Below are 26,882 nucleotides of genomic sequence, written 5' to 3' on the forward strand. Positions count from 1 at the left end.
CAGGGTTGCGGCATGCCTGCGACCGACGACCTCGGCGTCGAGACGCCCCTGCCCGCCGTCGTACGCCGGGTGGTCAGCCTCGTGCCCTCCCTCACCGAGGCGATGGCGAGCGTCGACCGGGGCGCGCTGGTCGGCGTGACCGACTGGTGCACGCACCCCGGCGACCTGGCGGACGCGGCCGGCGTCGCGCGGGTCCGGGGCACCAAGAACCCGGACACCCGCGCGATCGTCGCCCTCGAGCCCGACCTCGTGGTCGCCAACAAGGAGGAGAACCGCGAGCTCGACGTACGCCGGCTCCGCGAGGCCGGCGTACCCGTCTGGGTGACCGACATCGAGAGCGTGCCGCAGGCGGTGGCCTCGATGGAGCGGCTCTTCGACGTCGCCCTCGGCTGGGAGCGCCCCGCCTGGCTCGGCGAGGCCCGCGAACTGTGGTGCGGCGAGCCGCTGCCGCCGCGCGCCCGCACGGTCACCGCGATCTGGCGAGACCCGTGGATGGTCGTCGGCCGGGACACCTTCACCGGCGACCTGCTGGCCCGCGCCGGGCTCCCCAACGTGTACGCCGGCCACGCCGACCGCTACCCCGCCGTGCCGGTCGACGAGCTCGACGCGGCGGGGGCCGACCTCGTGCTGCTGCCCGACGAGCCCTACGTCTTCGGCCCCGACGACGGACCTGAGGCCTTCACCCGCACCCCGACCGAGCTGGTCGAGGGGCGGCTGGTCACCTGGTACGGCCCCTCGCTCCTCGAGGCCCACGACGTCCTGTCCCGGCTCCGCACCCCCTAGCCCCGCCCCCGGGCCCCGGATCGTGGTGGTTGTGGCGCACCTGGTGCGCCGGATCCACCACGATCCGCGACGCCGGCCTCGCTGCGCTAGCCTGCCCCGTCAGGCGGCGCCGGGAGGGACGGTCCGCCGTACCGGTCCACCGGCCGTTTCGAGGGGGGGACGCCATGCCGCGACTTCCGCGACCGCGGCTCGCCGACCTCCACCGGCGGGCGGTCCTGGTGGTGGGCGTCCTCATGGCCGTGCTCGGGGCGCTCGGGGCGCTGGTGCACGGCCCCGACGACACGGTGATGCTCGGCGAGCAGGTGCAGCCCGCGCCGTCGGCCGGCCTGCCGACCGTGGTGCACCCGGTCTCCACCGCCTTCGGCGGGGCCGAGCTGGTGGTCCGCGCCGAGGCGCCGGGCGGGCTCTTCCTCGGGGCCACCCACCGGGTCGACGTGACCGACCTGCTCGACGGGCTGCGGTACGTCGAGCAGGACTCGCTCGGGATGAGCGAGCCGACCTTCGTCGAGGGCTTCGAGGTGGCGCTGGCGCCCGACCCGCTCCTCGGCTGGTGGGAGCGCTCCTCGGGCACCGGGGTCCGGGAGGTCCGCGTCGACCTCGACGGCCCGCCGGTCGACGTGCTTGCCGTCCCCGTGGAGCCCCGGGCGCCCGTGACCATGTCGCTCGGCGTCCACGTCGACGGTATCTTCACCAAGGCGCTGGCGATCACGGGCTTCGGCCTGGGGCTCGTGCTGCTCTGGGCCCTCGGTCGCCGCGCCTCCCGCGGCGTCCCTTCAGTCGATAGTCCCCCACACATTGACCACCTCGGCGAGGTCCCAGCCGTCGAGCCGGAGCCGGTGCCCGACCCCGAGCCCCAGCACGAGCCCCAGCCCGAGCCGGAGCCGGAGTCGGAGCGGGAGTCGCTGCCCGCGGCCGAGCCGGTGCCCGCAGCCAAGCCCGCGGCCGTGCCCGTGGTCGAGCCCGCGGCCGCGACGCCGCCCGCGCACCGGCCTGCGCCCGGCCAGGCCCGCCCGAGCCCCGCGGTGGGCGCGGGGGTCGCCGTGGGCGTCGCGGCCCTGGCCCTGGGCGGCTGGGTCCGCTGGCGGCGCGCCCGACGACGCGGGACGACGTTCCTCCTCCTGCTCGCCCTACTGCTCGGGGGCTGCGGCCTCGCCCCCGACGGCGACGACTCCGACCAGAAGCCGGGGCTCGAGCCGCGGGTGGTCGACGAGCTGCTCGCCGACTACACGACCCGCCGCACCCGGGCGGCCCGCCGGGCGAGCGCTCCTCGCTACGACGGGGCACTCTGGGTGAAGGCGCAGACGGGGTCGCTGGTCGCGTCGTCCCAGTGGCAGGCGATCGCCGACCGGATCGAGCGCAACGACACCCCGGTCCCGCGGCCCGTGCTCGCGGCCGAGGCGGTGCACGCGCCGCTCTTCCGCGACTACCCGATGTGGGGCGCCGTCGAGGTCAAGGAGCAGGGCGGGGGCCGCCAGCTCGTCGTCTTCACCCGGGAGCGGTTCGCCGAGCCGTGGCTGGCCACGGCCGCGGTCGACGTCGGCTGGGGTGTCGTCCCCGAGCCCGACCCCTCCCCCGAGCCCGTCGACCGCGCGGCCTTCGAAGCGGGCGCGGCGGCCGCGGAGCTCGTCGACGCCTGGTGGGAGGACGGCTCCTCCGCCGAGCTCATCGTCGACGACCTCACCGAGGCGCTGCGCGACGAGCTCGTGCCCCTCTTCTACCCGCCGGAGGTCGTAGCGTGGCCGGACGCGGACCAGCGACGCTTCCTCGTCGCCGTCGACGGCGGGAGCTGGCTGCTGGTCACCGTGCACTCGATGACGATCGGCACCCGCTCCCACGCCCTCACCAGCCTGGTCCTGCTGCCCTCCGTCGGCCGGCCCCGGGTGCTGGCCTCCACGGTCCGCCGCACCCTGCGCTGATCCCGGCCGGCCGCGGCGGGACGGGCGCCACCCCCGGCCACACCGACACGGAAGTGGTCACGGGGAGAGGTTTCCAGGGCCCCAGAACCCCTCCGAGTGACCACTTGCGTCTCCGCGTGACCACTCCTGCCTCTCCGCGACCACTCGTACCGAGTCGGGCTCCGGTGGCGGGCGGTCAGGCGCGGGCGGCCCGCAGGGCGGTCCGGATCATCGGCACCTGCAGGGGCAGCCGCAGCACGGTGCCGACCTTGAGCGCCGTACGCCGGGAGCGCTGGGCGTCCTTGGCCATCTTGACGTTGGCGGGATAGACCGCCAGCAGCAGGGCGGCGCTCGCCCAGCCCGAGGCGCGGCGGGTGCGGGGGTGGAGCAGCCCGGCCGCGCAGGCGAGCTCGGCGACCCCCGACCAGGTGACCAGCTCGCGCCGGGCCGGGAGCGACTTCGGCACGATCGGGAGGAAGACCTCGGGCTTCACGAGGTGCACGGTGCCCGAGGTCGCGAAGAGGGCGGCCAGCGCGGCGACGTCGCGGGCAGGTCGGGTCGAGGGAGTCGTCATGCCCGGAAACCTAGCGGCGCACGGCCCAGCGACCGAGGAGCGTCCCATCCTCCTCGAGGAGGAGCAGTGGTTCGAGGGGTACGTCGACGGGGCCGCCCGCGGTGATCGACAGGTGGTCCCCGGCGATTAGCCGCGGCACCCAGGTGAGGCAGAGCTCGTCGACCACGCCCACGGCCAGCAGGTCGCGCAGCAGCCCGGGTCCGCCCTCGCCGAGGATCGAGCGCCACCCGCGGGCGACGAGCCGCTCGCGGAGCGCAACGAGGTCGACGGTCTCCTCGCCGAGGGTCCAGACGTGGTCGGCGCCGAGCAGCTCGCGGGCCTCCGCCAGGCCGGACGCCGAGGCGGCGGTGGCGAGCACGACGCGGCCCGGCTCGGCCCCACGCAGCGTCTCGGGGACGGAACCCGACCGGCTCACCACGACCACGGGGACGTCGGCCGGGCCGTAGCCCTCCGTCCGGGCGGTCCCGGCGCCGACGACGACGCAGTCCGCCAGCCGGCGCAGCGCGTGGAAGACCCGCTTGTCGACGGCGTTGTTGATGCCGCCGCTCTGCCCGTCGTCGCCCTGCGCGGCGCCGTCGAGGGTGGAGACCATGTTGACCCGCAGCCAGGGCAGGCGCGGGGCGGCGTAGAGGGCGGCCAGCTCCTCGTCGGAGGGGTCTCGAGACGGGCGCTGCGCGCCCTCCTCGACCACCAGGGCGGGCGAGGGGATCAGGACCCGCACTGCCACCTCACCACCCAGTACTGCACGCCGTAGGGGCAGTCGTCGTGGTCGACCTGCACGTCGCGGACCGTCACCCCGCGGTCGGCGAGCTGTCGTGCGGTCACGGCGAGGGAGCGCAGCCCGGCGGCGAGCAGGTCCTCGCCCTCGTCGACGTCCAGGGAGGCCAGCCCTTCGAGGTCGCCGAGCCGGAGCAGCTGGCGCAGCCACTCGTCGTACCCGGCGGCCCGCGGGTCGAGGTGGCCCGGGGCCTTCTCGGAGCGACGGGCGCTGCCGTTGGCCATGACGAGCAGGTCGTGGCCGTCGAGGTCGGAGCGCCGACCCAGCAGGCTCTCGGCCACCCGCTGGTCGTCGAGGTCGTCGGCGAGCACCTTCACCGACGGGCCGAGCCAGTCGACCGCGGCCCGGGTCGCGGCCCGCAGCCGCGGCACCGGGTCGACGAGGGAGGCGTACGCCGGCAGCAGCGCGGGCGCGGGCGGGGCGACGACGATCCTCATGCCAGCCACTCCCACGCCGGTCGAGCCTGTCGAGACCTCATGCGAGCCCCCGGATCGCGCGGGCCGGCGGCCGGAGCCCGGCGATGGTGCGCACCATGTCGACGACCTGGCGCGTCTCGACGACCTCGTGCACCCGGTAGACCCGCGCCCCGGCGAGCGCGCAGACGGCGGTGGCGGCCAGCGTGCCGGTGAGCCGCTCGCCGACGGGGAGGTCGAGGCTCTCGCCGACGAAGTCCTTGTTGGAGAGCGAGACCAGCACGGGCCAGCCGGTCGCCACCATCTCACCGAGGCGGCGGGTCACCTCGAGGGAGTGGAAGGTGTTCTTGCCGAAGTCGTGGGCCGGGTCGATCACCAGCGACTCGGCGGCCACCCCGGCGGCCAGGGCCCGCTCGGCGTAGGCGGTGGTGTCGGCGATCGCGGCGGCGACCACGTCGTCGTACTCGATCCGGTGCGGCCGGGTCCGCACCTGCACCCCGCCGGTGTGGGTGCAGACGAGCGCGGCGCCGTGCAGGGCGGCGACGTCGACGAGCTCGGGGTCGGCGCCGCCCCAGGCGTCGTTGAGCACGTCGGCGCCGACCTCGCAGACCGCGTCGCCGACCGAGGCCCGCCAGGTGTCGACCGAGATCACGAGGTCGGGGAAGGCATCCCGCACCCGGGCCACGAAGTCGACGACCCGGGCCTTCTCCTCGGCCTCGGAGATCTCGACGCCGGGGGCGGCCTTGATCCCGCCGATGTCGACGATCTCGGCGCCCTGCCCGGCGACGAGCGCCACCCGCTCGAAGGCGGCGTCCTCCGCCCACGTGGCGCCCTTGTCGTAGAACGAGTCGGGCGTGCGGTTGACGATCGCCATCATCAGCGTGGCGTCGTCGTCGAAGTCGCGGGAGCGCAGCCGCAGCATCAGGCCTGCCTTCCTGTGTCGGGGCCGGCCTCGAGGTGCGGTCGCGCCGGCGGCCGCTGGTCGACCGGCACGCGCGTGACATGGGGGCGTACGCCGCCCCCGCCGCCCGGCCGGTCGCCGGCCGGCAGGAACTGGGTGAGCGCGATCGCGTCGGCGTGGTGGCTGTGGCTGGAGCGGGCCCAGCCGGTGGTGAGGATCTGGGTGGCCATGGCGCCGAGGTCGAGCAGCGGCTGCTGGTGGTGGGCGCGGCGGCCGAGGTCGACCTGGGCGATCGCGTCGAGGCCGCGGGCGCGCCAGGTGTCGACGAGGGCGGCGAGCTCGACGGCGTACCCGGTCGGCACCTCGAGCCCGGCGAAGTGGTCGCGGCGCACCGCCCACTCCCCCGCCAGCGGCTGCACCAGCCCTGCGAGCGGCGGGAAGAGCAGGGCGACCAGCGGGCGGGCGACGAGCTCGGTGACCCGGCCGCCCTCGAAGGGGCCGACCGCGCCGGAGGCGTCGCCGCCGGGGCGCTGGTAGAAGCCCTTGACGAGCTGCACCTCGGGGTCGGTGAGGAGCGGGCCGAGCAGGCCGGGCACGAAGTGGGTGTCCCAGTCGGTGAGGTCGGCGTCCATGAAGACCAGCACGTCGCCGGTGGTGACGAAGAGCGACTTCCACATCGCCTCGCCCTTGCCGGGGCGGGTGCCGAGGTCGGGGCGGATCTCGGCGCTGCGGTGGACGACGGCGCCGGCGTCGGCGGCCACGTCGTAGGTCGCGTCGGTGGAGTCGGAGTCGACCACCACCACCTCGTCGACCAGGGCGGCGGTCTCCATCAGCACCTCGCGGCAGCGGGAGACCACGTCGCCGACGGTGGCGGCCTCGTTGCGGGCCGGCACGACCAGGCTGACCCGGGTGTCGCCCTTGGCGGCGCGCAGCTCGGGGAGCGACCAGTCCTGCCAGCGGTGGGTGTGCCGCGCGAACCAGTCCTCGATCACCCCGCCAGCCTACGGTGGGCCAGACTGGGCGGATGAGCAGGACGGAGCGCACCGGTGCGCGCCGGCGCTGGCCGGCGTGGGTCTACGCCCGCGGCGAGGAGCCCGACTACCGGTTCTCCTTCGCCAACGAGCGCACGTTCCTGGCCTGGGTCCGCACCTCGCTGGCGCTGCTGGCCGCCGGGGTCGCCCTCGACGTGGTCGACCTGTCGGTCCCCGACACCGCGCAGCACGTGCTGGCCCTCGTGCTGGTCGCGGCGGCCCTGGTCGCGGCCCTCGCGGCGTGGCTGCGCTGGGCGAGCGCCGAGCGGGCGATGCGGAGCCGGGAGCCGCTCCCGTCGCTGGGCCTGGCCGCCGTGGTCACCCTCGTGGTGGTCGGGGTCGGGCTGGTCCTCGTCGCCGTCGGGATCGGGTCGCTGCGGTGAGCGCGGCCGCCACCGACCAGGGCCAGGTCGACGAGGGCCTGGCCGACGAGCGGACGGCGCTGGCCTGGCAGCGCACGTCGCTCTCGCTCGTCGCGGGCGCGGGGGTCGTCGCGCGGCTGGGCTGGTCCGACCTCGGGCCGGCCGGCAGCCTGCCGCTGCTGGCCTCCTGCCTGCTCGCGGTGTGGGTCTTCGTCGAGAGCCGCCGCCGGTACGACGACGACAGCGGCGCCCGCGGCCGGGTGCGGCCGCGCGGGGGTCGCGCGCCGCTGGCCCTCGCGCTCAGCGTCGCGCTGCTCGCCGGCACCGAGCTGGCCCGGCTCGCCTTGGCGTGAGGCGTGCTCCCGCGCCGCGGGTCGGCGACGGGCCTGCACCCGGACTCGGCCCCTGTCATCGCCGGAAGGCGGATCCGGTCACGCGGGGAACGAAGTGGTCACTCGGAGGGGTTGAGAGCCCTCCGAGAGCCCTCCGGCTGACCACTTCCGGATCCGCGTGACCACTCCGCACCCGGCCGCTCGGCGACGGGGGCCGCACCCATCAGCGCCAGCGCGTAGGCGGCGTACTGCCTGGCCACCTGCTGCGGCGTGAGCGGCCCGTGCAGGCGGAACCAGCTCGGCAGCGCGGTGCACATCGTGGCGATCGCGCGCCCGGCGGTGCGGGGGTCCTCACAGGTGAAGAGGCCGGCGTCGAGACAGACCCGCGCCTGGGCGTCGAGCGCGTGCTGGACCCCGTCGCGCAGGGCGACGACCCGCTTCCGCTCCTCGCCCTCGAGCCCGCGCATCTCGCTGGCGCCGAGGAAGGCGAGGTCGCCGCGGACGGCGTGGAAGAGGGCGAGCGCCTCGACCATGAGGGAGAACGACTCGACGGGGTCGTGCCCCTCGTCGCGGGCGGCGGCGATCCGCCAGCCGATCTCGTCCATCGTCACGTCGAGCAGCGCAGCGAGCAGCTGCTGCTTGCTCGGGTAGTGGTGGTAGACGCCGGCGACGCTGAGCCCCGCCTCGGCGGCGACCTCGCGCATCCCGGCGGCGTGGAAGCCGCGCCGCACGAAGACGCGGGTGGCGGCCTCGAGGATCGGCCCGGTGTCGATGCCGGAGAAGTCGCGCCAGTCGCCGTGCGCGTCGGCTTGACCCGCCGCTCCCCCGGAGGTCGCGTCGGTGCCCGGCCGACCGGCGTCCCCGCCCGCGGCGTCATCCCCGGCGTCCGGCTCGGCGCCCTGGCCGGCGAGCAGCCGCGCGGCCGGGACGCCGAGCAGGTCGGCCAGCTCGTGCAGCCGGGCGAGGGTCATCGGGGTGCGGCCGCGCTCCACGGCGCTGAGGGTCGCGGGGCTGACCCCCAGCTCGGCGGCGGCCCGGCGCAGGGAGATGCCGCGAGCCTCGCGGGCCTGCCGCACGGCCTGGCCGACGCTCGCCGCATGTTCAGTCATGTCAAACAGCGTACGCCGAGCGGGCGTCTCGCGCACACACTCGCACGCTTGCAGCCCGCATGCTGAACAGTTACCGTACGAGCATTCGGTAGCCCGTCCAGCCGCATCCTGTCCGCCCGCAAGGAGCACCATGACCTCGGAACTCGTCCCCACCGACCGGCTCGGTCCCGCCCTCGTCGCGGCGACCGGCGACGACCGCTGGGCCGCCCCCGAGGTCGAGCTGATCTCCGGCGGCAAGTCCAACCTCACCTTCCTGCTCCGCAGCGAGGCCGGCGAGCTCGTGCTCCGCCGCCCGCCCACCGGCGAGCTGCTGCCGAGCGCCCACGACATGGCGCGCGAGGCCCGGGTCCAGCAGGCGCTGGCCGGGACGAAGGTGCCCGTCGCCCCGGTCGTGCTGGTCGACGACGGCGACCTCGTCGGGATCCGCTGCTACGTGATGGAGAAGGTCCCCGGTCACATCGTCCGCGGCGAGCTCCCCCCGTCGTACGCCGCGACACCCGCGGAGCGGCACGCTCTCGGGTTCGCCTTCGCCGACACCCTCGCCCACCTGCACGCCGTCGACCACGAGGCGGTCGGGCTGGGCGACTACGGCCGTCCGGAGGGGTTCATGGCCCGGCAGGTGCGGCGCTGGACCGGCCAGTGGGAGGCGAGCCGCACCCACGAGGTCCCCGAGATGGAGCAGCTGGGCCGCCGGCTCGCCGAGACCGTGCCGCCCCAGGCGCGCACCACGCTCGTGCACGGCGACTACCGCCTCGACAACGTCGTCCTCGCCGCCGAGGACCCGGGCCGGATCAACGCCGTCCTCGACTGGGAGCTCTCCACCCTCGGCGACCCGCTGACCGACGTCGCGCTGCTCACCTTCTACTGGACCGAGCCCGGCGAGACCACGATGAGCCTGATCCCCGGCGTCACCCACCTGCCCGGCTTCCCCACCCGCCGCGACCTGCTGGAGCGGTACGCCGCCACCTCCGGCGCCGACCTCGGGGAGATCGACTGGTACCTGGCGTTCTCCCACTTCAAGTTCGCCGCCATCGCCCAGGGCGTCCAGGTCCGGGCCAAGTCGGGCGCCATGGGCGGTCAGGACTTCGGCGACCTCGACGACGAGATTCGCGAGCTGGGCCACGCCGGCCTGGCCCTCCTCTGACCATCCCGGACCCCGACACACCCCCTCACCACCCGAGCAAGGAGCACGACCGATGGACTTCGCCCTCTCCCCCAAGGCGCAGGAGACCTGCGACAACATGTGGGACTTCATGCGCTCCCACGTCTTCCCGGCCGAGCCGGTCTGGGCCTCCCAGCTGCGCGAGCACGGCGAGAACTCCCACCCGCCGGTGATGGAGGAGCTCAAGGCCGAGGCGCAGCGCCGAGGCCTGTGGAACCTCTTCCTCCCCAAGACCTCGGGGCTGACCAACCTCGAGTACGCCGCCGTGGCCGAGATCTCGGGCTGGTCGCCGGTGATCGCCCCCGAGGCGATCAACTGCCAGGCCCCCGACACCGGCAACATGGAGACCCTCGAGCTCTTCGCCACCCCGGAGCAGCGCGAGCGCTGGCTCGAGCCGCTGCTGCGCGGCGAGATCCGCTCGGCGTTCGCGATGACCGAGCCCGACGTGGCCTCCTCCGACGCCACCAACATCACCACCGTGATCACCCGCGACGGCGACGACTACGTCATCAACGGCCGCAAGTGGTGGATCACCGGCGTCGCCGACGAGCGGTGCGAGGTCTTCATCGTGATGGGCAAGACCGACGTCGACGCCGAGCCCCACCGGCAGCAGTCGATGGTCCTGGTTCCCCGCGACACCCCCGGCCTGGAGATCGTGCGCAACCTGCCGATCTTCGGCTACAACGACCAGCACGGCCACTGCGAGATCGTCTTCCGCGACGTCCGGGTCCCGGTCAGCAACCTCCTCGCCGGCGAGGGCGACGGGTTCAAGATCGCCCAGGCCCGCCTCGGCCCCGGCCGGATCCACCACGCGATGCGCGCCATCGGGATGGCCGAGCGTGCCCTGGCCCTCATGGTCGACCGCGCCAAGTCCCGCGTCGCCTTCGGCCAGCACCTGTCCGACTACGCCAACGTGCAGGACCTGATCGCCCAGTCCCGCATCGACATCAACATGGCCCGGCTGCACGTCTACAACGCCGCCTGGCTGATCGACCAGCACGGCGCCAAGGGCGCCCGGTCCGAGATCTCGGAGATCAAGGTCTCCGCCCCCGCCATGGCCACCACCGTCATCGACCGCGCGATCGAGGTCTTCGGCGGGATGGGCGTCTCCGACGACACCGTTTTGGCCTACTTCTACGCCTGGGCCCGGGTGCTGCGGATCGTCGACGGCCCCGACGCCGTCCACCGCCGCACAGTCGCCCGCGTGGAGATGAAGAAGACCCCGCCCTACGTCGGCTGAGGAGGCCCCCGTGACCAGCACCGTGAGCAGCAACCCCGCGAGCACCAACCCCCTGGACCGCTTCCGCCTCGACGACAAGGTCGTCGTCGTCACCGGCGCCAGCTCGGGCCTCGGCGTCGGCTTCGCCCGCGCCTGCGCCGCGGTCGGCGCCACCCTGGTGCTGGCCGCGCGCCGCGAGGACAGGCTCGAGGCGCTGGCCGACGAGCTCCGCGCGGGCGGCACCGCCGTCCTCACCCGGCGTACCGACGTCTCGGTCCTGGAGGACTGCGACGCCCTGGCGGCCGCGGCGGTCGAGGAGTTCGGCCGGATCGACGTGCTGGTCAACAACGCCGGGATCGGGGTGGCGGGCAGCGCGCTGCGCCAGGACCCCGACGACTACCGGCGGACCATCGAGATCAACCTCAACGGCACCTACTGGATGGCGCGGGCCTGCGCGCCCCACATGCCCGAGGGCTCCTCGGTCGTCAACGTCGCGAGCGTGCTGGGGTGGGCGGCCAGCCGCTACCCGCAGGCCGGCTACAGCGCCAGCAAGGCCGGCGTCATCGGCCTCACCCGCGACCTGGCGCAGCAGTGGTCGCAGCGCCGCGGCATCCGGGTCAACGCGCTCTGCCCGGGCTTCTTCGACTCCGAGATCACCTCGGCCGAGGGCGCCGACAACCTGCGGACGATGGTCGCCGAGACGTCGATCCTCGGCCGGTTCGGCGAGCAGGAGGAGCTCGACTCCGCGCTCCTCTTCCTCGCCTCCCCGGCGTCGTCCTACATGACGGGTCAGTCCCTCGTGGTCGACGGCGGGCTCAGCGCCACCATCTGAGGCGGCGGGTGGAGGCCGCGTCCTGGCTCAGCGGACGCGGACCTTCACCCACCGGCTCCAGGAGACCTTCCCCCCGGCGGTGACGGCACCGATCCGGACCTTGTGCCGTCCGGGCTTCAGCTTGAGCTGGGCCCTGCTGACCTTGCCCTTCACCTTCCGGTCCCGGCCCTTGGCGAGGTCGAGCACCCAGGAGGTGACGGGCGCGTCCGGCACGACCGCCCACGTGAGGGTCACCCGCTTCCCGCGCACCCGGACCTTCGGGGGCCGCGGCTTCCCGGGCGACGGGATGACCGGTCCTGCGGTCGGCCCGACGGTCGGCCCGACGGTCGGCCCAGCGGTCGGCCCAGCGGTCGGCCCCATGGTCGGTCCCGCCGTGGGCGCCGGGGTCTCGGTCGGCCCGGCCGTCGGCGTCTCCGTGGGCGTGGGCGACGGCGACGGCGACGGCGAGACGGGGGCCACCGGCACGACGGTGGCCGCGGCCGACTCCGGCGACGTACCGACGTCGTTGGTCGCGCGCACCGTGACCCGGTAGGTGGTGCCGTTGGCGAGCCCGGTGACGCTGGTGCCGGTCCGGGAGGCGTCGACGGTCTCGGTGCGGTCGGGCTGGCCGTCGGCGCGCAGGGTGACGGCGTACGACGTGAGGGGCGACCCGTTGTCGTCCGGAGTGCCCCAGCTGACCACCGCCGCCCCGTCCCCGGCGTGGGCGACGACGTCGTGGGGCGCCGCGGGTGCGGTCCGGGTCCTCGTGAGCGACCAACCGAGGGTGAAGGGTCCCCTGCCCCCGGCCAGCTCCTCGAAGCCGTCGACGGCCACGAGGTAGCGGGTGCCGGCGACCGCGTCGAAGGTCACGGCCGCGTGGAGGCCACCGGAGTCGGCGTCGTCGTTGCCGGCCACCTCGGTGAGCGCTCCGGGGACCCCGGTGTAGACGCCCAGGGTGGTGTCGCGGTTGTCGTCCCCGCCCGAGGTGCTCATGCTGACGGAGCCGCGCGCCGGCGCGGTCCACGCGTACCAGACCGAGTGGCCGCCCGCCGCATAGCTGCTGGGCGGGGTCGGGTCGGTCGCCTCGCCGGTGGCGCGGGTGTTGTCGCCCGCCACGCTGCCCGCGTCCCCGACGAGCACCTCGGCGTCGGCCACCGCGTCGTTGGCTGGCGGGCCGGGCTCGGCGGTGCGGGCGCTCACCCAGGCCGCCGGACCGGTGCCCGCGGCGTTGACCGCGCGCACCGAGAGGTCGTAGGTCGTGCCGGCCTCGAGGCCGGTGAAGGTGTGGCTGCGGACCTCGGGGCCCACGGTGACGATGTCGGCCGTGCCGAGCCTGCCGACGACGTAGCCGGTGACCGGCCCGTCGCCCGGGTCGGCGGGGGCCGACCACGAGAGCGTCAGCGAGGTGGTCGCGGCGCCGCCGTCGGTCGTGAGCCCGCCGGGCGCCCCGGGCACGCCGGTGTCGGGCGCGCCGTCGCACCCCGTCACCTGCACGGTGTAGGCGCCGAGGCTGCCGTAGTCGTCGTACCCGTTGGTCGCCCATGTGTCCTGCCCGACGCCCTCGACCGTGAGGACCCACCCCGAGCCCGCCGCCGGGACGGCGATCGTCGCGCCCAGGCCGGCCGCGGTGGTCCGGTTGACCATCGAGGAGCCCGGCGCGTGCGTGGAGACGCGCGTCCCGGTCGCGTCGTGGACCGCGAGGCGCACGTCGACGTTGGGCGCGGCGCCGGGCGGCTGCACGTCCACCAGGGCGCCCTGCTCGCACGTGCCCAGCAGGTAGCTGTCGACGTCGTCGGTGGTCCCGATGTACGCCGTCCCGGCCGGCAGGGGCGAGGAGGTCGCGACCGCGTCGCCGGCCTCGTCGGCCCGTGAGCCGAGGCGGCTCCGCAGGATCGACAGGTCGTCCTGCTGGTTGTCGGCGTCGGTGTAGGAGCCGGCGCTCCACTGGGAGAGCGGCCTGTTGTAGCCGGCGCCCATGATCGGCGCCCAGAGCCCGTGGCCCAGGTAGTAGCCGCTGTTGGCGGTGCCGTCGTGGTCCAGGGCGAGGTTGTGCCCGGCCTCGTGCGAGACAGCCTCCGCGACGCTCTTCGGGTCGTTGCCCAGCGCCTGCGGGAAGACCCACGCGGGCTGGGCGACGCTGTTCACCCGGGCGAAGACGTCGAGGTAGGCGACGCCCCCGCACTGGCGCCCGCAGATCTTGGCGAAGGGGTCGTCGCTGGGGGTGACGAGCACCCGGATGCCGTACTCGCCGTCGGCGAGCGAGCTGCGGACCAGCCCGGCGGTGCCGGGGTCCTCGGTGGTGACGTCGACGTCGAAGGGCGCGAAGTCCTCGGCCACGGCAGCCCAGACCTGCTGGACCTTCCGCAGCTCGGCGTCGGAGAAGGCGGCCCCGTTGCCGTCGGGGTCCCAGGCGGGGTGGGCGCCGGGGGTCACGTTGTACGGGCTGCTGTTCCAGGGGCTGCCGGAGACCTGGGCGCCGTCGAAGTCGAGCAGGATCGTGAGCGACGAGTCGGGGTTGCTGTGCAGGGCGAAGGTCTCCGCCAGCGGCGCCGACGCCACGGCGGGCTCGGGGGTGCCGGTCTGCGGTGCGGGCGCGGGGTCCACGAAGAAGACCGAGCCCTTCTGGTCGACCCAGACGGTGTCGTCCTCGCGGAGCAGCGTGCGCAGCTCGGACGTCGTGAGGTCGTTGCGGGCGGCGGCCTCGGCGACCCGGTCACCCAGCCCTCGCAACGCCTTGCGCCCCCGCAGGGGCTTGTCGAGGAGCGGTGCGGACGCCGCCGCGACGTCGCCGGGGCGGGGCTTCTCCGCGGCGGGGGCCGCCTGGGCGAGGGGGCCGGTGACGACCGAGACCCCCGCGCCGACGAGCGAGAGGGCCAGGAGTGCGGCGCCGCGACGGGCGCGCGAGGAGGGCTTCACGTCGGGAGCGTAGGGATGCCGGGGCTCGGTCCGTGCGGTTTCGGCGCCCCTCGAACGACTGTGACGGCAAAACTTGCGGCCAGCCATCACCCGGGCTGTGCCAGGGGGCCTAGTCTCCCCTGCGTCCGGCGGCCATCCCGCCGTTCTCGTCGCGTGCAAGGATCCCGCCGTGGACGCCACCGAGCAGCCCTCGCCCCTCGCCCGTCCCGTCGTCGTGCTCGGCCCGCCGGGTGCGGGACGTACGACGCTCGTTGCCTCGCTGCTGGCTGCTCCCGGCGCGTGGGACGCGGGAGTCTGGGACGCGGCAGCCGGAGACGGAACCGACGCGAGCGACCTTCTCGCGCGCTACGCGCCTCCGGCGGTCGCCGTCCGCGCCGAGCCCCGGGCGGTCGCCGTCCTGACCGCCGTCGAACAGGCTCCGGCGCTGGCCGCGGCGTACCCCCACGCCCACTTCGTCCTGCTACACCGGGAGCCGGACGAAGGAGACGACCCGACGGCCAACTGGCGCGCCACGACGGAGGCGACCCTCGACGCGTTGGCCGTCCTTCCGCCTGAGCGCAGGGTCGTGGTGGCCCAGGCCGACCTGCTCGCAGAGCCGGAGAACGGGCTCCAGGCCGTCTTCGGCGTCCTCGGCCTGGGCTGGCACTCCGGCTGCTCGCGCCCGTGGCGCGAGGCCGCGCGGAGCGCTGCTCCGGCCCGCTCGGAGGAGGCAGCGCAGGAGAACGCGACGGAGGACGACCTGGTCCTGGCCGAGCGGGTCCGCCCCCACCTCCTGCGGATCGAGCCGAGCCTGGCCCCGGAGACCCCGCCGGGCAGCCTGACCGCCGTGGACCACGGCCTCGCGGCCATGCTGCGCCGGCTGGGCTCCTCGCTCGCGGTCTCGACCTACCAGTCCAACCGGCTGGTCGTGCTGCGGGCCGACGGGGGTGGCTTGGGGGTGCACCTGCGCGCCTTCGACCGCCCGATGGGGATCGCCCCGACTCCTGACGGCTTCGCGCTCGGCGTCCGCACCGAGGTGCTGGACTACCGGGACTTCCCCGGCGTGGCGCCCACCCTGGAGCCGAAGGGCAGGCACGACGCCTGCTTCGTGCCGCGCAACTCCCACGTCACGGGCGACATCGCCGTGCACGACCTGGCCGTGGGTCGCGACGGCCTGTGGGTGGTGGCGACGAGCTTCAGCTGTCTCGCCACCCTCGACACCGTCCACAGCTTCGTGCCGCGCTGGCGCCCGCCGTTCGTCTCCCGGCTCGCGCCGGAGGACCGCTGCCATCTCAACGGACTGGCACTGGTCGACGGGGTGCCGCGCTACGTGACGGCCCTCGGCGTCTCCGACGAGCCCGGCGGGTGGCGTCCCGACAAGGCCACGGGCGGCGTGCTGATGGAGGTCCCGAGCGGGCGGGTGGTGGTCGAGGGGCTCTCGATGCCGCACTCCCCGCGATGGCACGACGGGCGTCTCCACGTGCTGGAGTCGGGTCGCGGCCGGCTGCTCGAGGTCGACCCAGCGACGGGGGCGACCCGCACGGTCGCCGAGCTGCCCGGCTTCACCCGAGGGCTCTCCTTCTCCGGTCGCACGGCCTTCGTGGGCACCTCGCAGGTCCGGGAGACCGCCACCTTCGGGGGGTTGCCCGTCGCCGCCCTCCCCCGTCGCGAGTGCGGGGTCTGGGCCGTCGACCTCGACTCCGGACGGGTCCTGGGCTCCGTTCGCTTCGAGGACCGGATCCAGGAGGTCTTCGACGTCGCCGTGCTCGCGGGGAGGAGATTTCCCGAGGTCGCGGAGCCGGGCAGCGAGATTGTCCGGACGTCGTGGTTCGTGCCCGGTTCCCCCTGATCGAAGGTCGGTGACCTCCTCGGTAAAGAGTGTGTGAACCGTCTTCCCCGCGACCTCCAGGCCCCCTAGTGTCGCTCCGTCACTTCTAGGGGGAAGAGGTCCGTCGTGACCACTCGTCAGCGCCAGCGCCGTCTCCGTCGCCGCAAGGCGGCCGCAGCCCAGGCTCGCACCAGCCCCCGGCGCGGTCGCGCCCTCGTCACCGGGAGCGTGCTGGGCGTCGCCGCCCTGACAGTGCCGGTGGCCACCCAGGCAGCTGACCCGGTCGACCCCGGCGCACCCTCGATGATGCGCGACATCCGCCCCGGCGCGCTCTCGAGCGAGCCCGACAACCTGACGTCCACCGGCTCGCACCTGTTCTTCACCGCGACCGATGACGGCAGCGTGGGGCGCGAGCTCTGGGTGAGCGACGGGACGACGGGGGGCACCCGCGCGATCGACATCGTCCCGGGGGACTCCGGCAGCTACCCGGACGAGCTCACCGCGGTGGGCGGCACGCTCTTCTTCACCGCCTACGACGAGGACGGGCAGGAGCTGTGGCGCTCCGACGGCACCGCAGCGGGCACCCGGAAGGTGACGGATCTCGACGACGCCTACGAATACTCCTACATCTCGCGCTTGGCCGGCGCGGGCGACACCCTCTTCTTCACCCGCGGGGTCGGGGACTCGGAGGCGCTCTGGCGGTCGGACGGCACCGCTGCCGGAACCGGGCCGGTCGCGGACGTGCGGGCCTCCGAGGGGGGCGCCTACATGCGGGACTTCACCGGGGTCGGGGACACCCTCTTCTTCACCGCCGACGACGGTGTGCACGGCCGCGAGCTGTGGAGCTCCGACGGCACCGCCGCAGGGACGCGCCGGTTGACCGACGTCGACGTGGACACCGAGTACAGCCTCTTCAGCGACCTCACGGCCGTGGGTGACCGCCTCGTCTTCATCACCGAGCAGACCGCCACCGGGAGGGAGCTGTGGGCCTCCGACGGCACCGTCGCCGGCACTGCTCCCCTCCAGGACCTGCGCGGGGCGGACAGCGGCTACCCCCAGGAGCTGACGGAGGTCGGCGGCACCCTCTTCTTCACCGCGAACGACGGCGTCAGCGGCGACGAGCTGTGGCGCACCGACGGCACCGCCGCGGGGACCCAGCAGGTGACCGACCTCTACCCGGGGCCCGGCGGCAGCTACCCGCGCTCCCTCGTGGCGTCGGGCGACGACCTGTTCTTCGCCGCCTACGACGAGGCCTACGAGACCTACCTGTGGCGTTCTGACGGCACGGCGGCCGGCACCGAGCGAGTCGCGAACGTCGCGGGGCTGTCTCCCCGGGAAGCGATCGGCACCGACTCGCGGATCTACTTCACTGCCTCCCGGACGGAGCACGGCAGGGAGCTGTGGACGTCCGACGGCACCGCCGGAGGCACCCGGATGGTCGGCGACGTCCGACCCGGCGTCTACGGGAGCAACCCCTACTACCTCACCGAGAGCAACGGCGTCCTCTTCTTCACCGCCCAGGACGGCACGCACGGGCGTGAGCTGTGGCGCGTGGGTGCCAGCGGCTACGTGCCGCCGACACCCACTCCGCCCGTCCCGACCCCCACGGTCCCGGTTCCCACGTCCGGGCCCACCGCGACACCCACCTCGCCGCCGCCCACGAACCCGACCGTAGGGCCCACCACCGGCCCCACCACCGGCCCCGCCACCGCGCCACCACCCGGGCCCGACACCATCGTGAGCGGCGTCCAGGCTGCCGCGCCCAAGCAGCAGAAGATCCGCAAGAAGGTCGCCCTCACCACCCGCATCGGCGCCGACGAGGCCATCACCGCCACAGCCACCGGCAAGATCACCCTCAAGGGCGTCAAGAAGCCCGTCGCGTTCCGCGGCACCCCGGTCCAGGCAGCCGCCGGACAGCAGGCCCGCCTCACCCTGCGGGTCACCAGCAAGAAGCTCGCCGCCCAGGTCCTCAAAGCCCTCGCCCGCTACCGCAAGGCGCCCAAGGCGCAGCAGAAAAAGCTGGCCGTCAAGGCCGTCCTCACCCTCTCCATCACCGACGCCGCCGGCAACAAGCAGACCGTCAAGCGCACCATCAGGCTCGTCTGAGACCAGCTCCCCGCCCTCGGGAAGGAACATCCATGACTGCTCGGCAACGGCAACGTCGTCTCCGGCGCCGCAGAGCGGCGACCAGCAGGGCGCGGTCGGTCCGCGGGAAGGTCTTGGTTACTGGAACGTTGGTCGGCACGGTCGCCCTCGCGGTGCCCGTGCAGTCGCAAGCTGTCGACACTCCCCCCGTGGACCTCGCCCTTGTGGGCGACATCAACGCAGGTCCCACGGGGAGCGACCCTTACGCCTTCGTGACGATCGGCCGCACCACCTTCTTCGCCGCTGACGACGGGGTGCACGGCGACGAGCTGTGGGCGACCGACGGCACCTCGGCCGGGACACGCTTGGTGGCCGACCTACAGCCGGGACCCGGTGCGGGCTGGCCGCGTCAGATGACCGTGGCGGGGGACACCCTGTTCTTCACGGCTCAAGCGGCCAACGGCACGCTCGACGTCTGGGCTACTGATGGCACGACGCAGGGCACCAGGCGGGTGTCGGACCTGCAGTCCGGCTACGCGGAGGACTGGCCGTCCCAGCTGGCGGCGGTCGGCGACACCTTGTTCTTCGCCGCGTACGGACCGGGGGGCATGGGCCGCGAGCTGTGGACCTCCGACGGCACCATGGCCGGCACCGAGAGAGTGATCGACCTGCGAGCAGGCGAGTCCTCGAGCTTTCCCGAACAGCTGACAAAGGTCGGCGACGCCCTGTTCTTCGTGGCAGATGACGGCGTCCACGGCAGCGAGGTGTGGCGGTCGGACGGGACGGCCGCAGGGACCACGCGGGTGACCGACCTGGAAGTCGCGCTCCGTTCTTCCCCGTTCTCCACGTACGACGCAAACGCCCCCTGGAGCCTGACGGAGGTGGCAGGTGGCCTGTTCTTCTCCGCTGGGGACGCCGCTCACGGACGCGAGCTCTGGCACGTCGAGGCGAGCGGGGCCAACCCACGGATGGTGGCCGACGTGTTGCCGGGGACCGGCGACAGCGATCCGTACCTGAACCAAGGGGTGTCCATCGGCGGCACCCTCTTCTTTACGGCAGACGACGGGACGCACGGGCGCGAGCTCTGGCGGACCGACGGAACCGCACGAGGCACGTCCTTGTTGGTGGACACCAACCAAACCGTTGAGCCCAGCTACGCCCGCCAGTTCTCCGTGGTGAGCGGCACGCTCTTCTTCAGCGCCCGTACCGCTGAGCGACGGTACTCGCTGTTCGCCTCGGACGGGACCACGGCCGGCACGACGGACCTCGGGATCTCGAGCGTGGGCTATCCCAACGACCTGACCTCCTTCGGCGAAGGGCTCTACTTCACCGTCACCGACGCTGACGACAACCGCGCGCTGTGGCGCACCGATGGCAGCCGGGCCGGCACACGGGAGCTCGTCGCCCTGCCGGACCCGCCGCGCTACTCCAGGGACCTGGAGATGCACAGCGGAGCCGACACCCTCCTCCTGACCTTCGACGACGCCCTCCGCGGCAAGGAACTGTGGTCGGTCGTGCCACGGGGTGAGGCCCCTGACCCTTCAGATCCGCCCACCCCGTCCGCGGAGCCGACGCCCACCTCCGGCCCCACGTCAGGACCCACCCCCGGCCCCACGTCGGGGCCGACGGCAGCCCCCACCGCGCCGCCCACGACCGCGCCCACGGCCGGCCCGACGGCCGGACCCACCACCGCGCCACCCCCCGACCCCGACACCGCCGTGACCGGCGTCCAGGCTGCCGCACCCAAGCAGCAGAAGATTCGCAAGAAGGTCGCCCTCACCACTCGCGTCGGCGCCGACGAGGCCATCACCGCCACGGCCACCGGCAAGATCAAGCTCAAGGGCTCCAAGAAGCCCATCGCACTGCGCGGCAATCCCACCCAGGCCGCCCCCGGACAACAGGCCCGCCTCACCCTCCGGGTCACCAGCAAGAAGCTCGTCGCACAGGTCCTCAAGGCCCTGACCCGCTACCGCAACGCCCCCAAGGCCAAACAGAAGAAACTGGCCGTCAAGGCCGTCCTCACCCTCTCCATCACCGACGCCGCCGGCAACAAGCAGACCGTCAAGCGCACCATCAGGCTCGTCTGAGGCACCGGGTGTGGGCCGGCTCAGGCCTCGGTGAAGCGCCCCACCCAGTCCTCGAGCGCCGACTCGGTGGCGCCGTGCGTCACGAGCCAGCCGTGCGCCCCGCCGTGGGCGGGGTCGTCGAGCACGGCGAGCACCTCGGTCATCGCCTCGGCGGAGGTGAGCAGCCACTGGGGGTTGACCGGCTTGTTGGGGTTGGCGTGCTTGCTGATCCGCTGCACGACGGCGTCCATGTTGTCGCCCGTGCGGGCGTAGTCGGCGACGACGTCCTCGCGGGTCACCCCGGCGCTGAGCAGCAGCGAGGCGACGACGATGCCCGTGCGGTCCTTGCCGGCGGTGCAGTGCACCAGCGCGGGCGCCGGTCGGGTCACGACGATCTCGACCGCGGAGGCGACCCGGTCGGCGGCGGTCTCCAGGATGTGGCGGTAGAGGTCGCCGATGGCGGCGTCGCGGATGTTCTCGGGGGCAGCGGCCTCGTGCAGCGGGTGGAGGATGCGGTCGGCGCCCTCGAGGGTGTAGGGCACCCGGTTGGCCTCGCGCTCCATGCGCAGGTCGACGACGGTGGCCGGGGGCCAGTGGGCGACGTGGTCGGGGTCGCGGTCGTCGGGGTGCGGCGCGTCGCTGCGGTAGAGCATCCCGTGGCGGGTCGTGCCGCCGCCGGCGACCGGGAGGCCGCCGAGGTCGCGGAGGTTGACCAGCCTGTCCATCGTCCTACTCCTCGTCCGCGGCGTCGGCCTGCGCGTGGGTGGCGAAGCTCGGCTTCTCCTTGGCCAGGAAGGCCCGGACCCCCTCGTTGAAGTCGGCGCCGGTGTAGACCTCGCGGAGGAGGTCGTCGTCGAAGTCGGGGGCCCGCTCCTGCTCGACCGCGCGGGCGTTGAGCTGCCGCTTGGTGGCGCGCTGGGTGGTCGCCGAGGCCGCGAGGACCTCGTCGACGAGCTCGTCGAGGGTGCCGTTGAGGTCCTCGGTGATCTCGGTGAGCGCGCCCACGGAGTAGGCCCGGTCGGCGTCGACGAGGCGGCCGGTGAGCAGCATCTTGCGGGTCAGCGACTCCCCGAAGACCGCGGCGCAGCGGTGCACCACCGGGGCGGCCAGCGCGTTGCCGAGCGTCTTGGCGATCGGGTAGCCGAAGCGCGACTCGGGGGTGGCGATCCGGATGTCACAGTGGGTCGCCACCGCGAGGCCGCCGCCGACGCAGAAGCCGTCGATCGCGGCGATCGTCACCTGCGGGACGGCGAAGAGCTTGCCGAGCAGCTCGCGGATCCACTCCTCGTAGGCGACCGCGTCGGCCTCGAGGAAGTCGGAGATCTCGTTGCCCGCCGCGAACGCCCGGCCGCCCGCGCCGCGGAGCACCAGCGCCCGGACGTCGGGGCTGGCCTGCAGCTCGTCGCAGAGGTCGCGCAGGTCGGCGTACATGGCCTTCGTGAAGGCGTTGTGGCGCTGCGGACGGTTGAAGACCACCGTCACGACGCCGTCCGCCTTGGTCACCAACAGCTCGGGATCGCTCACGGGGTTCAGCCTAGGGAAGGCCCCCGACAGCCCCGCACCGGGTCCGCTCGGTCAGGTCATCGGGTGAGGGCGAGCCGCTTCGCGACGCGGCCGACCGCCACCCGCGCGAGCAGCGCGTGCCCGGCGTCGCTGGGGTGCACGCCGTCGGCGGCCAGGAGGCCGAACGGGTCCGCTCCGGGTACGCCGCGGCGCGCGAACACCCTGGACGCGTCGACGGCGAAGGCCCGCGGGTGGGACGCGTCGATCCGGTCGAGGGCAGTGCCGAACTCCGCCCAGACCTCGGGCGCCACGCCGTCGCGGCGGAAGGTGTGGACCAGCACGTGGCAGACGGGGGTGTCGACCGCGCGGTCGATCCGGGCGAGGTTGGCGCGCAGGTAGGACTCGTAGGTGGCGGGCGACACCCCGAGCACCGAGTCGTTGGAGCCGATCATGTGGAAGACGCATGCCGGGCGCGTGGCGGCGATGGACTGGAGGGCCGCGTCGGAGAGGTAGTTGCCGACCCACGTGCCCCCCTGGCCGCCGTTGAACCCCTCGATCCCCTTGCTCGCGGTCGGCGCCGCCCCGAGGGCCACGGTGCTGTCGGCGACGCCGTAGGTCGGCTTGACCAGCGACAGCCTCGAGACGACCTGGGCGGCGTAGGCCCTCGCCGGGTCGCTCGCGCCGAGGCCCTGCGTCGTCGAGGAGCCGAGGAAGACGAGGCGGACGGGCTTGGTACGCCGCTGGTCCAGCGCGGCGTCCAGCGGCTCGAGGTCCGTGGGGGGCTCCCAGAGGCGGGCCGTCACGGTGGGAGCGGGCCCGGCCGCGGTCGCCGTGTGGGGGGTCGTGGCGCCGAGGACCGCCACCGGGGCCGCCGTCACCACGGCGGCGGTGAGGCGGACGAGTCGGGCACGGATCGACGCAGGCACGAGACACACTGTGGAGAAGATGGGCGTCGAGCACAACCCGCACGGCCATCCCGTCCCCCAGATGGGGGATCTTCGCGATCCGTGCCGCACCGGCCCGCGGACGCCTGTGGACAACCGCCTGTCGGGGAGGGCGGTCCCCCTACTCTCGTCGCCGACGCACGGCTTCTCGGGGGGAGACACACCATGTCCGTACGACGACCGCGGGCGTCCGCGCGACACTCACCCGCCGCCGGGGTCGGGACGCTCGTGGCGGCGCTCCTCCTGCTCGCCGGCTGCGCCGACGACCCGGAGCCGAAGTTCGCCGAGCCGACCGAGGCGGCCAGTGCCTCACCCTCCGAGTCGGCCACGCAGGCTGCGGCCGAGACGCCCGAGGAGTTCATCCGCCGCTGGGCCGAACTCTCCACCGACATGCAGAACACAGGCGACACCGAGGCATACCTGGCTATCACCAAGGGGTGTAGGCCGTGCCAAGACACAGCAGACAACATCTCCGGCATCTACGCCGCGGGTGGATCAGTCGAGTGGGGCGGTATGACTGTTGAACGCATCAAGACGCTGTCCGGAGGAGCCTTTGATGTCTGGACGACGTCGAAACCCACCCGCTATCGACGTTCCGCGTCCGCATCGGAGAAGCGTTTGCCGGGCGGGCGCGTCAAATACCAACTGGTGTTGGCAGACTCGGGCGACGGCTACGTCCTGGTCGACCTCGCGCAGCGTCCACTGTGAAGACAGCAGCGCTCATCCTGTCGTTTGCGACAGCCGTTCTGCTTCCGTCCGCACCACCCGACACGTTCCCAGTCGCTGCGGACTGCGGGGAGACGCTTGACCTCAACGTCGCAGCGCTCGAATGCAAGAGCGGCTTCGAGGAGACACAGACCGAGATCGACCGCACGGTCGCCCTCTACCAGTACGCCTACCACCCGATCTGCAAGGAGATGGACCAGAACAACGCCTGCGTCGCGATCCAGGCACAGCTCGAGTGCGTCGCCCCGCCCGACACGTTCCAGTACCGCCTCGAGCGGCGCCTCCGCAGCGCGGGCCCGGACACCGAGTGGGAGGTGGTGGGCACCGTCTGCCTCGGCCGCGACGAGCAGCTCGAGATCGACGGCCGACAGATCAGCGGCGAGATGGCCGCCCGGGCCTTCGAGGAGCTCGACTGGCCGGCGGCCACCTTGCTCATCCAGCCTCGGGACGGCGAGACCTTGGTCAATCTCGACACGATCTTCCACACCGACTCCACCGCCCCGGTGAGCCAGTCGGTCGAGCTGCTCGGGCGCGACGTCACGATCGAGGCCACACCCCAGACCTTCACCTGGCGCTGGGCCTCCGACGAGGACGCCGAGAAGGGGCGGGCGACCCCGGCCGACACCACGGAACTCAGGACCGACCACGGGGGGGCGGCGTACCCCCGCCACACCATCACCCACCGCTACACGCGCGCCGGCGTCAAGGTCCACCCACGCCTCGACGTCACCTACGCGGGCAGGTACCGCGTCGGCGACGGCCCCTGGCAGGAGATCGAGCCCACCCGCACCATCACCGGCACTGAACAGACGCTGACCGTGCTCGAGGCCCGCCCCACCCTCGTCCGCTGACCGCACGGGACGACCCGACACAAGGAGAGAAATGAACGAGCAGGTGCCCATCGCCGGGGCGGCGTTCTTCGTCGTCGCCGCCTTCCTCATCGTGAAGTTGGCTCACCCCATCGGGCCCCGAGGGGAGCTCAGTGGCAGGGAGAAGGGTCACGTCCTCCTCGCCTTCTTGCTCCTTGCGTCGCTCCCGATCCTGGCAGCGGTCCTTCCGCCGACCTTCTGGGGCACCAACATCGCCACGGCCCTCGGGGCTCACTACGTCTTCGTGATCACGGGCAGTCATGCCCTGGGGCTGGCGGCCGTGGCACACCAACCGGTCCTCCTGCGGAGGACCATGCGCTGGGCGGGCGGTCTCGCGGCCGGTCTCCTCTTCGTCTACGCGTGGTGGGCGATCGACGACCCGGACTTCCTCAGTCCGTGGACCGGCCTGATCGGGTTCGTGGCCGTCCTCCTGGCCGACTACCTCGACCGGGCCGTCGCCAAGGAGACCCGGCCGACCCCCCAACCGCGCGCCGCGACGGCTCATTCGTAGCCGAGGATCTCCTTGCGGCGCTCGCCCCACGCCAGCGCGGAGGCGATGGCGTCGTCGAGGGTCAGCTCGGTCTTCCAGTCCAGCAGCCTGGAGGACTTGTCGACATTGGCGAACGCGCCGACGGCGTCGCCGGGCCGCGGCGGCGCCTCGCGGACGGGCACCTCCTGGCCGAAGACCCGCTCGAAGGAGGCGACGAGCTCGCGCACCGTCGTCCCCTGGCCCATGCCGACGTTGATGACGGTGCTGGGCGTGCCCTCCTCGGCGAGGACGGCGTCGAACCGCTCGACGGCGCGCACGTGCGCCTTGGCGAGGTCCCAGACGTGGATGTAGTCGCGGATGCCCGTGCCGTCGCGGGTGGGGTGCTCGACGCCGGTGATGGTGAAGGCGTCCTTGAGCCCGCGGGCGGCCATGACGAGCTGGCCGAGCACGTGGGAGGGCTCGCGGACGTAGATGCCCGACTCGAGGTCGGGGTCGGAGCCGACCGGATTGAAGTAGCGCAGGATGATCGCGCGCAGCGAGGTCGCCTCGGCCATGTCCTCCAGCACCTGCTCCATCATCCGCTTCGTGCGGGCGTAGGGCGACGCGGGCGCGAGCGGGTCGAGCTCGGTCACCTCGAAGTCGGCCTTCTCGGCGTACAGCGACGCCGAGGAGGAGAAGAGCACCCGCGGCTTGCCGAGCGCGACGAGCTCGTCGAAGAGCTCCAGCGACTTGGCGACGTTGTCGCGGTAGTACTCGTAGGGGACCTCCATCGACTCCGGCACGACGATCCGCGCCGCCATGTGGATGGTCGCCTCGATGTCGGGGTGGTCGGCGAAGACCCGTCGCAGCAGCTCGCGGTCGGCGATGTCGCCCTCGTAGAAGATCCGGTCACCCACGAAGACCCGCGGGCCGCTGAAGAGGGAGTCGAGGACGACGGGGGTGTGGCCCGCCTGCTCGAGCGCCTTGCAGGTGATCGTGCCGATGTAGCCGGCGCCGCCGGTCACGAGGATCTTCATGGTCCCGCACACTATCGGGCCGGAGCACTCCCTCCGCGCCGCGACTGGGAGACTTCCGCCCATGACGAAGCCCCGCGCCCTGATCACCGGCATCACCGGACAGGACGGCCTCTACCTCGCCGAGCTCCTGCTGGCGAAGGGCTACGAGGTGCACGGGGTGATCCGCGGCCAGAACAACCCGCGCCGCGAGCTGGTGGAGCAGCTGGTCCCCCAGGTCCACCAGCACAACGGCGACCTCACCGACATGTCGAGCCTCATGCGGGCGCTCACCGAGGCGCAGCCCGACGAGGTCTACAACCTCGGCGCGATCTCGTTCGTCGCCTACTCGTGGGAGAACGCCGCCCTCACCTCCGACGTCACCGGCAAGGGGGTGCTGACGATGCTCGAGGCACTGCGGCTCCACACGGGTGACGACCCGGGCCGGGTCCGCTTCTACCAGGCGTCGAGCTCGGAGATGTTCGGCAAGGTGCAGGAGACCCCTCAGCGGGAGACGACGCTGCTGTGGCCCCGCTCCCCCTACGGCGTGAGCAAGGTCTTCGGCCACTACATGACGATCAACTACCGCGAGTCCTACGGCATGCACGCCTCCTCGGGGATCCTCTTCAACCACGAATCCCCGCGACGGGGCGAGGAGTTCGTGACCCGCAAGGTGACCAAGGCGGTCGCGAAGATCCACCTCGGGCTCGCCGACGAGCTGGTGCTCGGCAACCTCGACGCCCGCCGCGACTGGGGGTTCGCCGGCGACTACGTCGAGGCGATGTGGCTGATGCTCCAGCAGGACGAGCCCGACGACTACGTCATCGCCACCGGGGTCTCGCACTCCATCCACGACCTGGTCGACCTGGCGTTCGCCCACATCGGCATCGACGACTGGTCCCGCTTCGTCCGCCAGGACGAGCGCTTCCGCCGCCCCGCAGAGGTGGACACCCTGGTCGGGGACGCGACGAAGGCGCGCGAGCGGCTGGGCTGGGAGCCGAAGGTCGACTTCCCGGCGCTGGTGCGGATGATGGTCGACGCCGACGTCGAGGCGCTCAAGGCCGGCTGGAAGTGACCCCGGTGGTTGAGGAGCGAGCGCAGCGAGCGTCTCCCC

The 26,882-nt window shown here is 73.3% G+C and carries 25 protein-coding genes; 14 read left to right on the forward strand and 11 right to left on the reverse strand.

Annotated features, from left to right (window positions below):
• Positions 1–12 precede the first annotated feature (12 nt).
• Together DNK53_RS11065 and DNK53_RS17520 are read left to right on the forward strand one after the other, a co-directional pair.
• Positions 13–783, forward strand: coding sequence for a helical backbone metal receptor (locus tag DNK53_RS11065; protein WP_110182282.1), 771 nt, complete (start codon positions 13–15; stop codon positions 781–783).
• A 164-nt stretch (positions 784–947) separates the two neighbouring features.
• The gene (locus DNK53_RS17520) at positions 948–2,699 is read left to right on the forward strand and encodes a hypothetical protein (protein ID WP_162599891.1); all 1,752 of its coding nucleotides are present in this window, start codon (positions 948–950) and stop codon (positions 2,697–2,699) included.
• A gap of 175 nt (positions 2,700–2,874) precedes the next feature.
• Here DNK53_RS17520 and DNK53_RS11085 read toward each other — a convergent pair whose 3' ends face one another.
• Genes DNK53_RS11085 through DNK53_RS11105 form a run of 5 tightly spaced genes read right to left on the reverse strand, consistent with a single transcriptional unit; the run spans position 2,875 to position 6,336 of the window.
• Positions 2,875–3,252 (reverse strand): DoxX family protein, encoded by a 378-nt coding sequence (locus DNK53_RS11085; protein ID WP_110182286.1) that lies wholly within the window; start codon positions 3,250–3,252, stop codon positions 2,875–2,877.
• A gap of 10 nt (positions 3,253–3,262) precedes the next feature.
• Positions 3,263–3,979, reverse strand: coding sequence for a dihydrofolate reductase family protein (locus DNK53_RS11090; RefSeq protein ID WP_239456481.1), 717 nt, complete (start codon positions 3,977–3,979; stop codon positions 3,263–3,265).
• Complete coding sequence (locus DNK53_RS11095; protein WP_110182287.1) at positions 3,961–4,467, reverse strand: class III extradiol ring-cleavage dioxygenase family protein; 507 nt, start codon at positions 4,465–4,467, stop codon at positions 3,961–3,963. Before DNK53_RS11095 ends, DNK53_RS11090 begins: the two co-directional genes overlap by 19 nt.
• A 37-nt stretch (positions 4,468–4,504) precedes the next feature.
• A complete protein-coding gene (gene folP, locus DNK53_RS11100) occupies positions 4,505–5,365 on the reverse strand; it encodes a dihydropteroate synthase (protein ID WP_110182288.1) in 861 nt (286 codons plus the stop codon).
• Positions 5,365–6,336, reverse strand: coding sequence for a glucosyl-3-phosphoglycerate synthase (locus DNK53_RS11105; RefSeq protein ID WP_239456482.1), 972 nt, complete (start codon positions 6,334–6,336; stop codon positions 5,365–5,367). Before DNK53_RS11105 ends, folP begins: the two co-directional genes overlap by 1 nt.
• Before the next feature lie 32 nt (positions 6,337–6,368).
• Between DNK53_RS11105 and DNK53_RS11110 the strand changes: the two genes are divergently transcribed.
• Together DNK53_RS11110 and DNK53_RS11115 are read left to right on the forward strand one after the other, a co-directional pair.
• The gene (locus tag DNK53_RS11110; RefSeq protein WP_110182289.1) at positions 6,369–6,758 is read left to right on the forward strand and encodes a YidH family protein; all 390 of its coding nucleotides are present in this window, start codon (positions 6,369–6,371) and stop codon (positions 6,756–6,758) included.
• Positions 6,755–7,090: a DUF202 domain-containing protein gene (locus tag DNK53_RS11115; RefSeq protein ID WP_110182290.1), complete on the forward strand. Its 336-nt coding sequence runs from the start codon at positions 6,755–6,757 to the stop codon at positions 7,088–7,090. Before DNK53_RS11110 ends, DNK53_RS11115 begins: the two co-directional genes overlap by 4 nt.
• Positions 7,091–7,188: 98 nt before the next feature.
• Here DNK53_RS11115 and DNK53_RS11120 read toward each other — a convergent pair whose 3' ends face one another.
• Positions 7,189–8,178, reverse strand: a complete 990-nt coding sequence (locus DNK53_RS11120; RefSeq protein WP_110182291.1) for a TetR-type transcription factor C-terminal domain-containing protein — start codon at positions 8,176–8,178, stop codon at positions 7,189–7,191.
• Between the two features lie 130 nt (positions 8,179–8,308).
• Between DNK53_RS11120 and DNK53_RS11125 the strand changes: the two genes are divergently transcribed.
• The 3 genes from DNK53_RS11125 to DNK53_RS11135 are packed head-to-tail and all read left to right on the forward strand — an operon-like array spanning position 8,309 to position 11,391.
• Positions 8,309–9,322, forward strand: coding sequence for a phosphotransferase family protein (locus tag DNK53_RS11125; RefSeq protein ID WP_110182292.1), 1,014 nt, complete (start codon positions 8,309–8,311; stop codon positions 9,320–9,322).
• 52 nt (positions 9,323–9,374) lie between these two features.
• Entirely contained in the window at positions 9,375–10,580 is a 1,206-nt protein-coding gene (locus DNK53_RS11130) for an acyl-CoA dehydrogenase family protein (RefSeq protein ID WP_110182293.1), read from the forward strand.
• Between the two features lie 10 nt (positions 10,581–10,590).
• On the forward strand, positions 10,591–11,391 hold the full coding sequence (locus DNK53_RS11135; RefSeq protein WP_204163861.1) for an SDR family NAD(P)-dependent oxidoreductase: 801 nt from the start codon (positions 10,591–10,593) through the stop codon (positions 11,389–11,391).
• Between the two features lie 27 nt (positions 11,392–11,418).
• On the opposite strand, the gene DNK53_RS11140 is transcribed toward DNK53_RS11135, so the two are convergent.
• Positions 11,419–14,286, reverse strand: coding sequence for a fibronectin type III domain-containing protein (locus DNK53_RS11140; protein ID WP_110182294.1), 2,868 nt, complete (start codon positions 14,284–14,286; stop codon positions 11,419–11,421).
• A gap of 169 nt (positions 14,287–14,455) precedes the next feature.
• Between DNK53_RS11140 and DNK53_RS11145 the strand changes: the two genes are divergently transcribed.
• The 3 genes from DNK53_RS11145 to DNK53_RS11155 all read left to right on the forward strand — a co-directional run bounded on the left by DNK53_RS11145 (position 14,456) and on the right by DNK53_RS11155 (position 20,265).
• The gene (locus tag DNK53_RS11145) at positions 14,456–16,114 is read left to right on the forward strand and encodes a TIGR03032 family protein (protein ID WP_110182295.1); all 1,659 of its coding nucleotides are present in this window, start codon (positions 14,456–14,458) and stop codon (positions 16,112–16,114) included.
• A gap of 105 nt (positions 16,115–16,219) precedes the next feature.
• Positions 16,220–18,199 (forward strand): ELWxxDGT repeat protein, encoded by a 1,980-nt coding sequence (locus DNK53_RS11150; RefSeq protein WP_162599892.1) that lies wholly within the window; start codon positions 16,220–16,222, stop codon positions 18,197–18,199.
• A 188-nt stretch (positions 18,200–18,387) separates the two neighbouring features.
• Positions 18,388–20,265, forward strand: coding sequence for an ELWxxDGT repeat protein (locus DNK53_RS11155; RefSeq protein ID WP_162599893.1), 1,878 nt, complete (start codon positions 18,388–18,390; stop codon positions 20,263–20,265).
• 20 nt (positions 20,266–20,285) lie between these two features.
• Here DNK53_RS11155 and DNK53_RS11160 read toward each other — a convergent pair whose 3' ends face one another.
• Genes DNK53_RS11160 through DNK53_RS11170 form a run of 3 tightly spaced genes read right to left on the reverse strand, consistent with a single transcriptional unit; the run spans position 20,286 to position 22,673 of the window.
• Positions 20,286–20,969: a tyrosine-protein phosphatase gene (locus tag DNK53_RS11160; RefSeq protein WP_110182298.1), complete on the reverse strand. Its 684-nt coding sequence runs from the start codon at positions 20,967–20,969 to the stop codon at positions 20,286–20,288.
• A 4-nt stretch (positions 20,970–20,973) separates the two neighbouring features.
• Entirely contained in the window at positions 20,974–21,768 is a 795-nt protein-coding gene (locus tag DNK53_RS11165; protein WP_110182299.1) for an enoyl-CoA hydratase-related protein, read from the reverse strand.
• Between the two features lie 56 nt (positions 21,769–21,824).
• Positions 21,825–22,673 carry an SGNH/GDSL hydrolase family protein gene (locus tag DNK53_RS11170; RefSeq protein WP_162599894.1) on the reverse strand — a complete coding sequence of 283 codons (849 nt, stop codon included), beginning with the start codon at positions 22,671–22,673 and terminating at the stop codon, positions 21,825–21,827.
• 246 nt (positions 22,674–22,919) lie between these two features.
• Between DNK53_RS11170 and DNK53_RS11175 the strand changes: the two genes are divergently transcribed.
• The 3 genes from DNK53_RS11175 to DNK53_RS11185 are packed head-to-tail and all read left to right on the forward strand — an operon-like array spanning position 22,920 to position 24,797.
• Positions 22,920–23,399, forward strand: coding sequence for a hypothetical protein (locus DNK53_RS11175; protein ID WP_110182301.1), 480 nt, complete (start codon positions 22,920–22,922; stop codon positions 23,397–23,399).
• Positions 23,396–24,268 carry a hypothetical protein gene (locus DNK53_RS11180; RefSeq protein ID WP_162599895.1) on the forward strand — a complete coding sequence of 291 codons (873 nt, stop codon included), beginning with the start codon at positions 23,396–23,398 and terminating at the stop codon, positions 24,266–24,268. Before DNK53_RS11175 ends, DNK53_RS11180 begins: the two co-directional genes overlap by 4 nt.
• Positions 24,269–24,299: 31 nt before the next feature.
• On the forward strand, positions 24,300–24,797 hold the full coding sequence (locus tag DNK53_RS11185) for a hypothetical protein (protein ID WP_110182303.1): 498 nt from the start codon (positions 24,300–24,302) through the stop codon (positions 24,795–24,797).
• Here DNK53_RS11185 and galE read toward each other — a convergent pair.
• A complete protein-coding gene (gene galE / locus DNK53_RS11190) occupies positions 24,788–25,792 on the reverse strand; it encodes a UDP-glucose 4-epimerase GalE (protein ID WP_110182304.1) in 1,005 nt (334 codons plus the stop codon). The genes DNK53_RS11185 and galE overlap by 10 nt on opposite strands.
• Before the next feature lie 61 nt (positions 25,793–25,853).
• Here galE and gmd point away from each other — a divergent pair, with 61 nt between their 5' ends.
• Complete coding sequence (gene gmd, locus DNK53_RS11195; protein ID WP_110182305.1) at positions 25,854–26,843, forward strand: GDP-mannose 4,6-dehydratase; 990 nt, start codon at positions 25,854–25,856, stop codon at positions 26,841–26,843.
• The last annotated feature ends 39 nt before the right edge of the window (positions 26,844–26,882 follow it).

It is taken from the genome of Nocardioides solisilvae, assembly GCF_003194625.1.
GTDB lineage: Bacteria > Actinomycetota > Actinomycetes > Propionibacteriales > Nocardioidaceae > Nocardioides > Nocardioides solisilvae.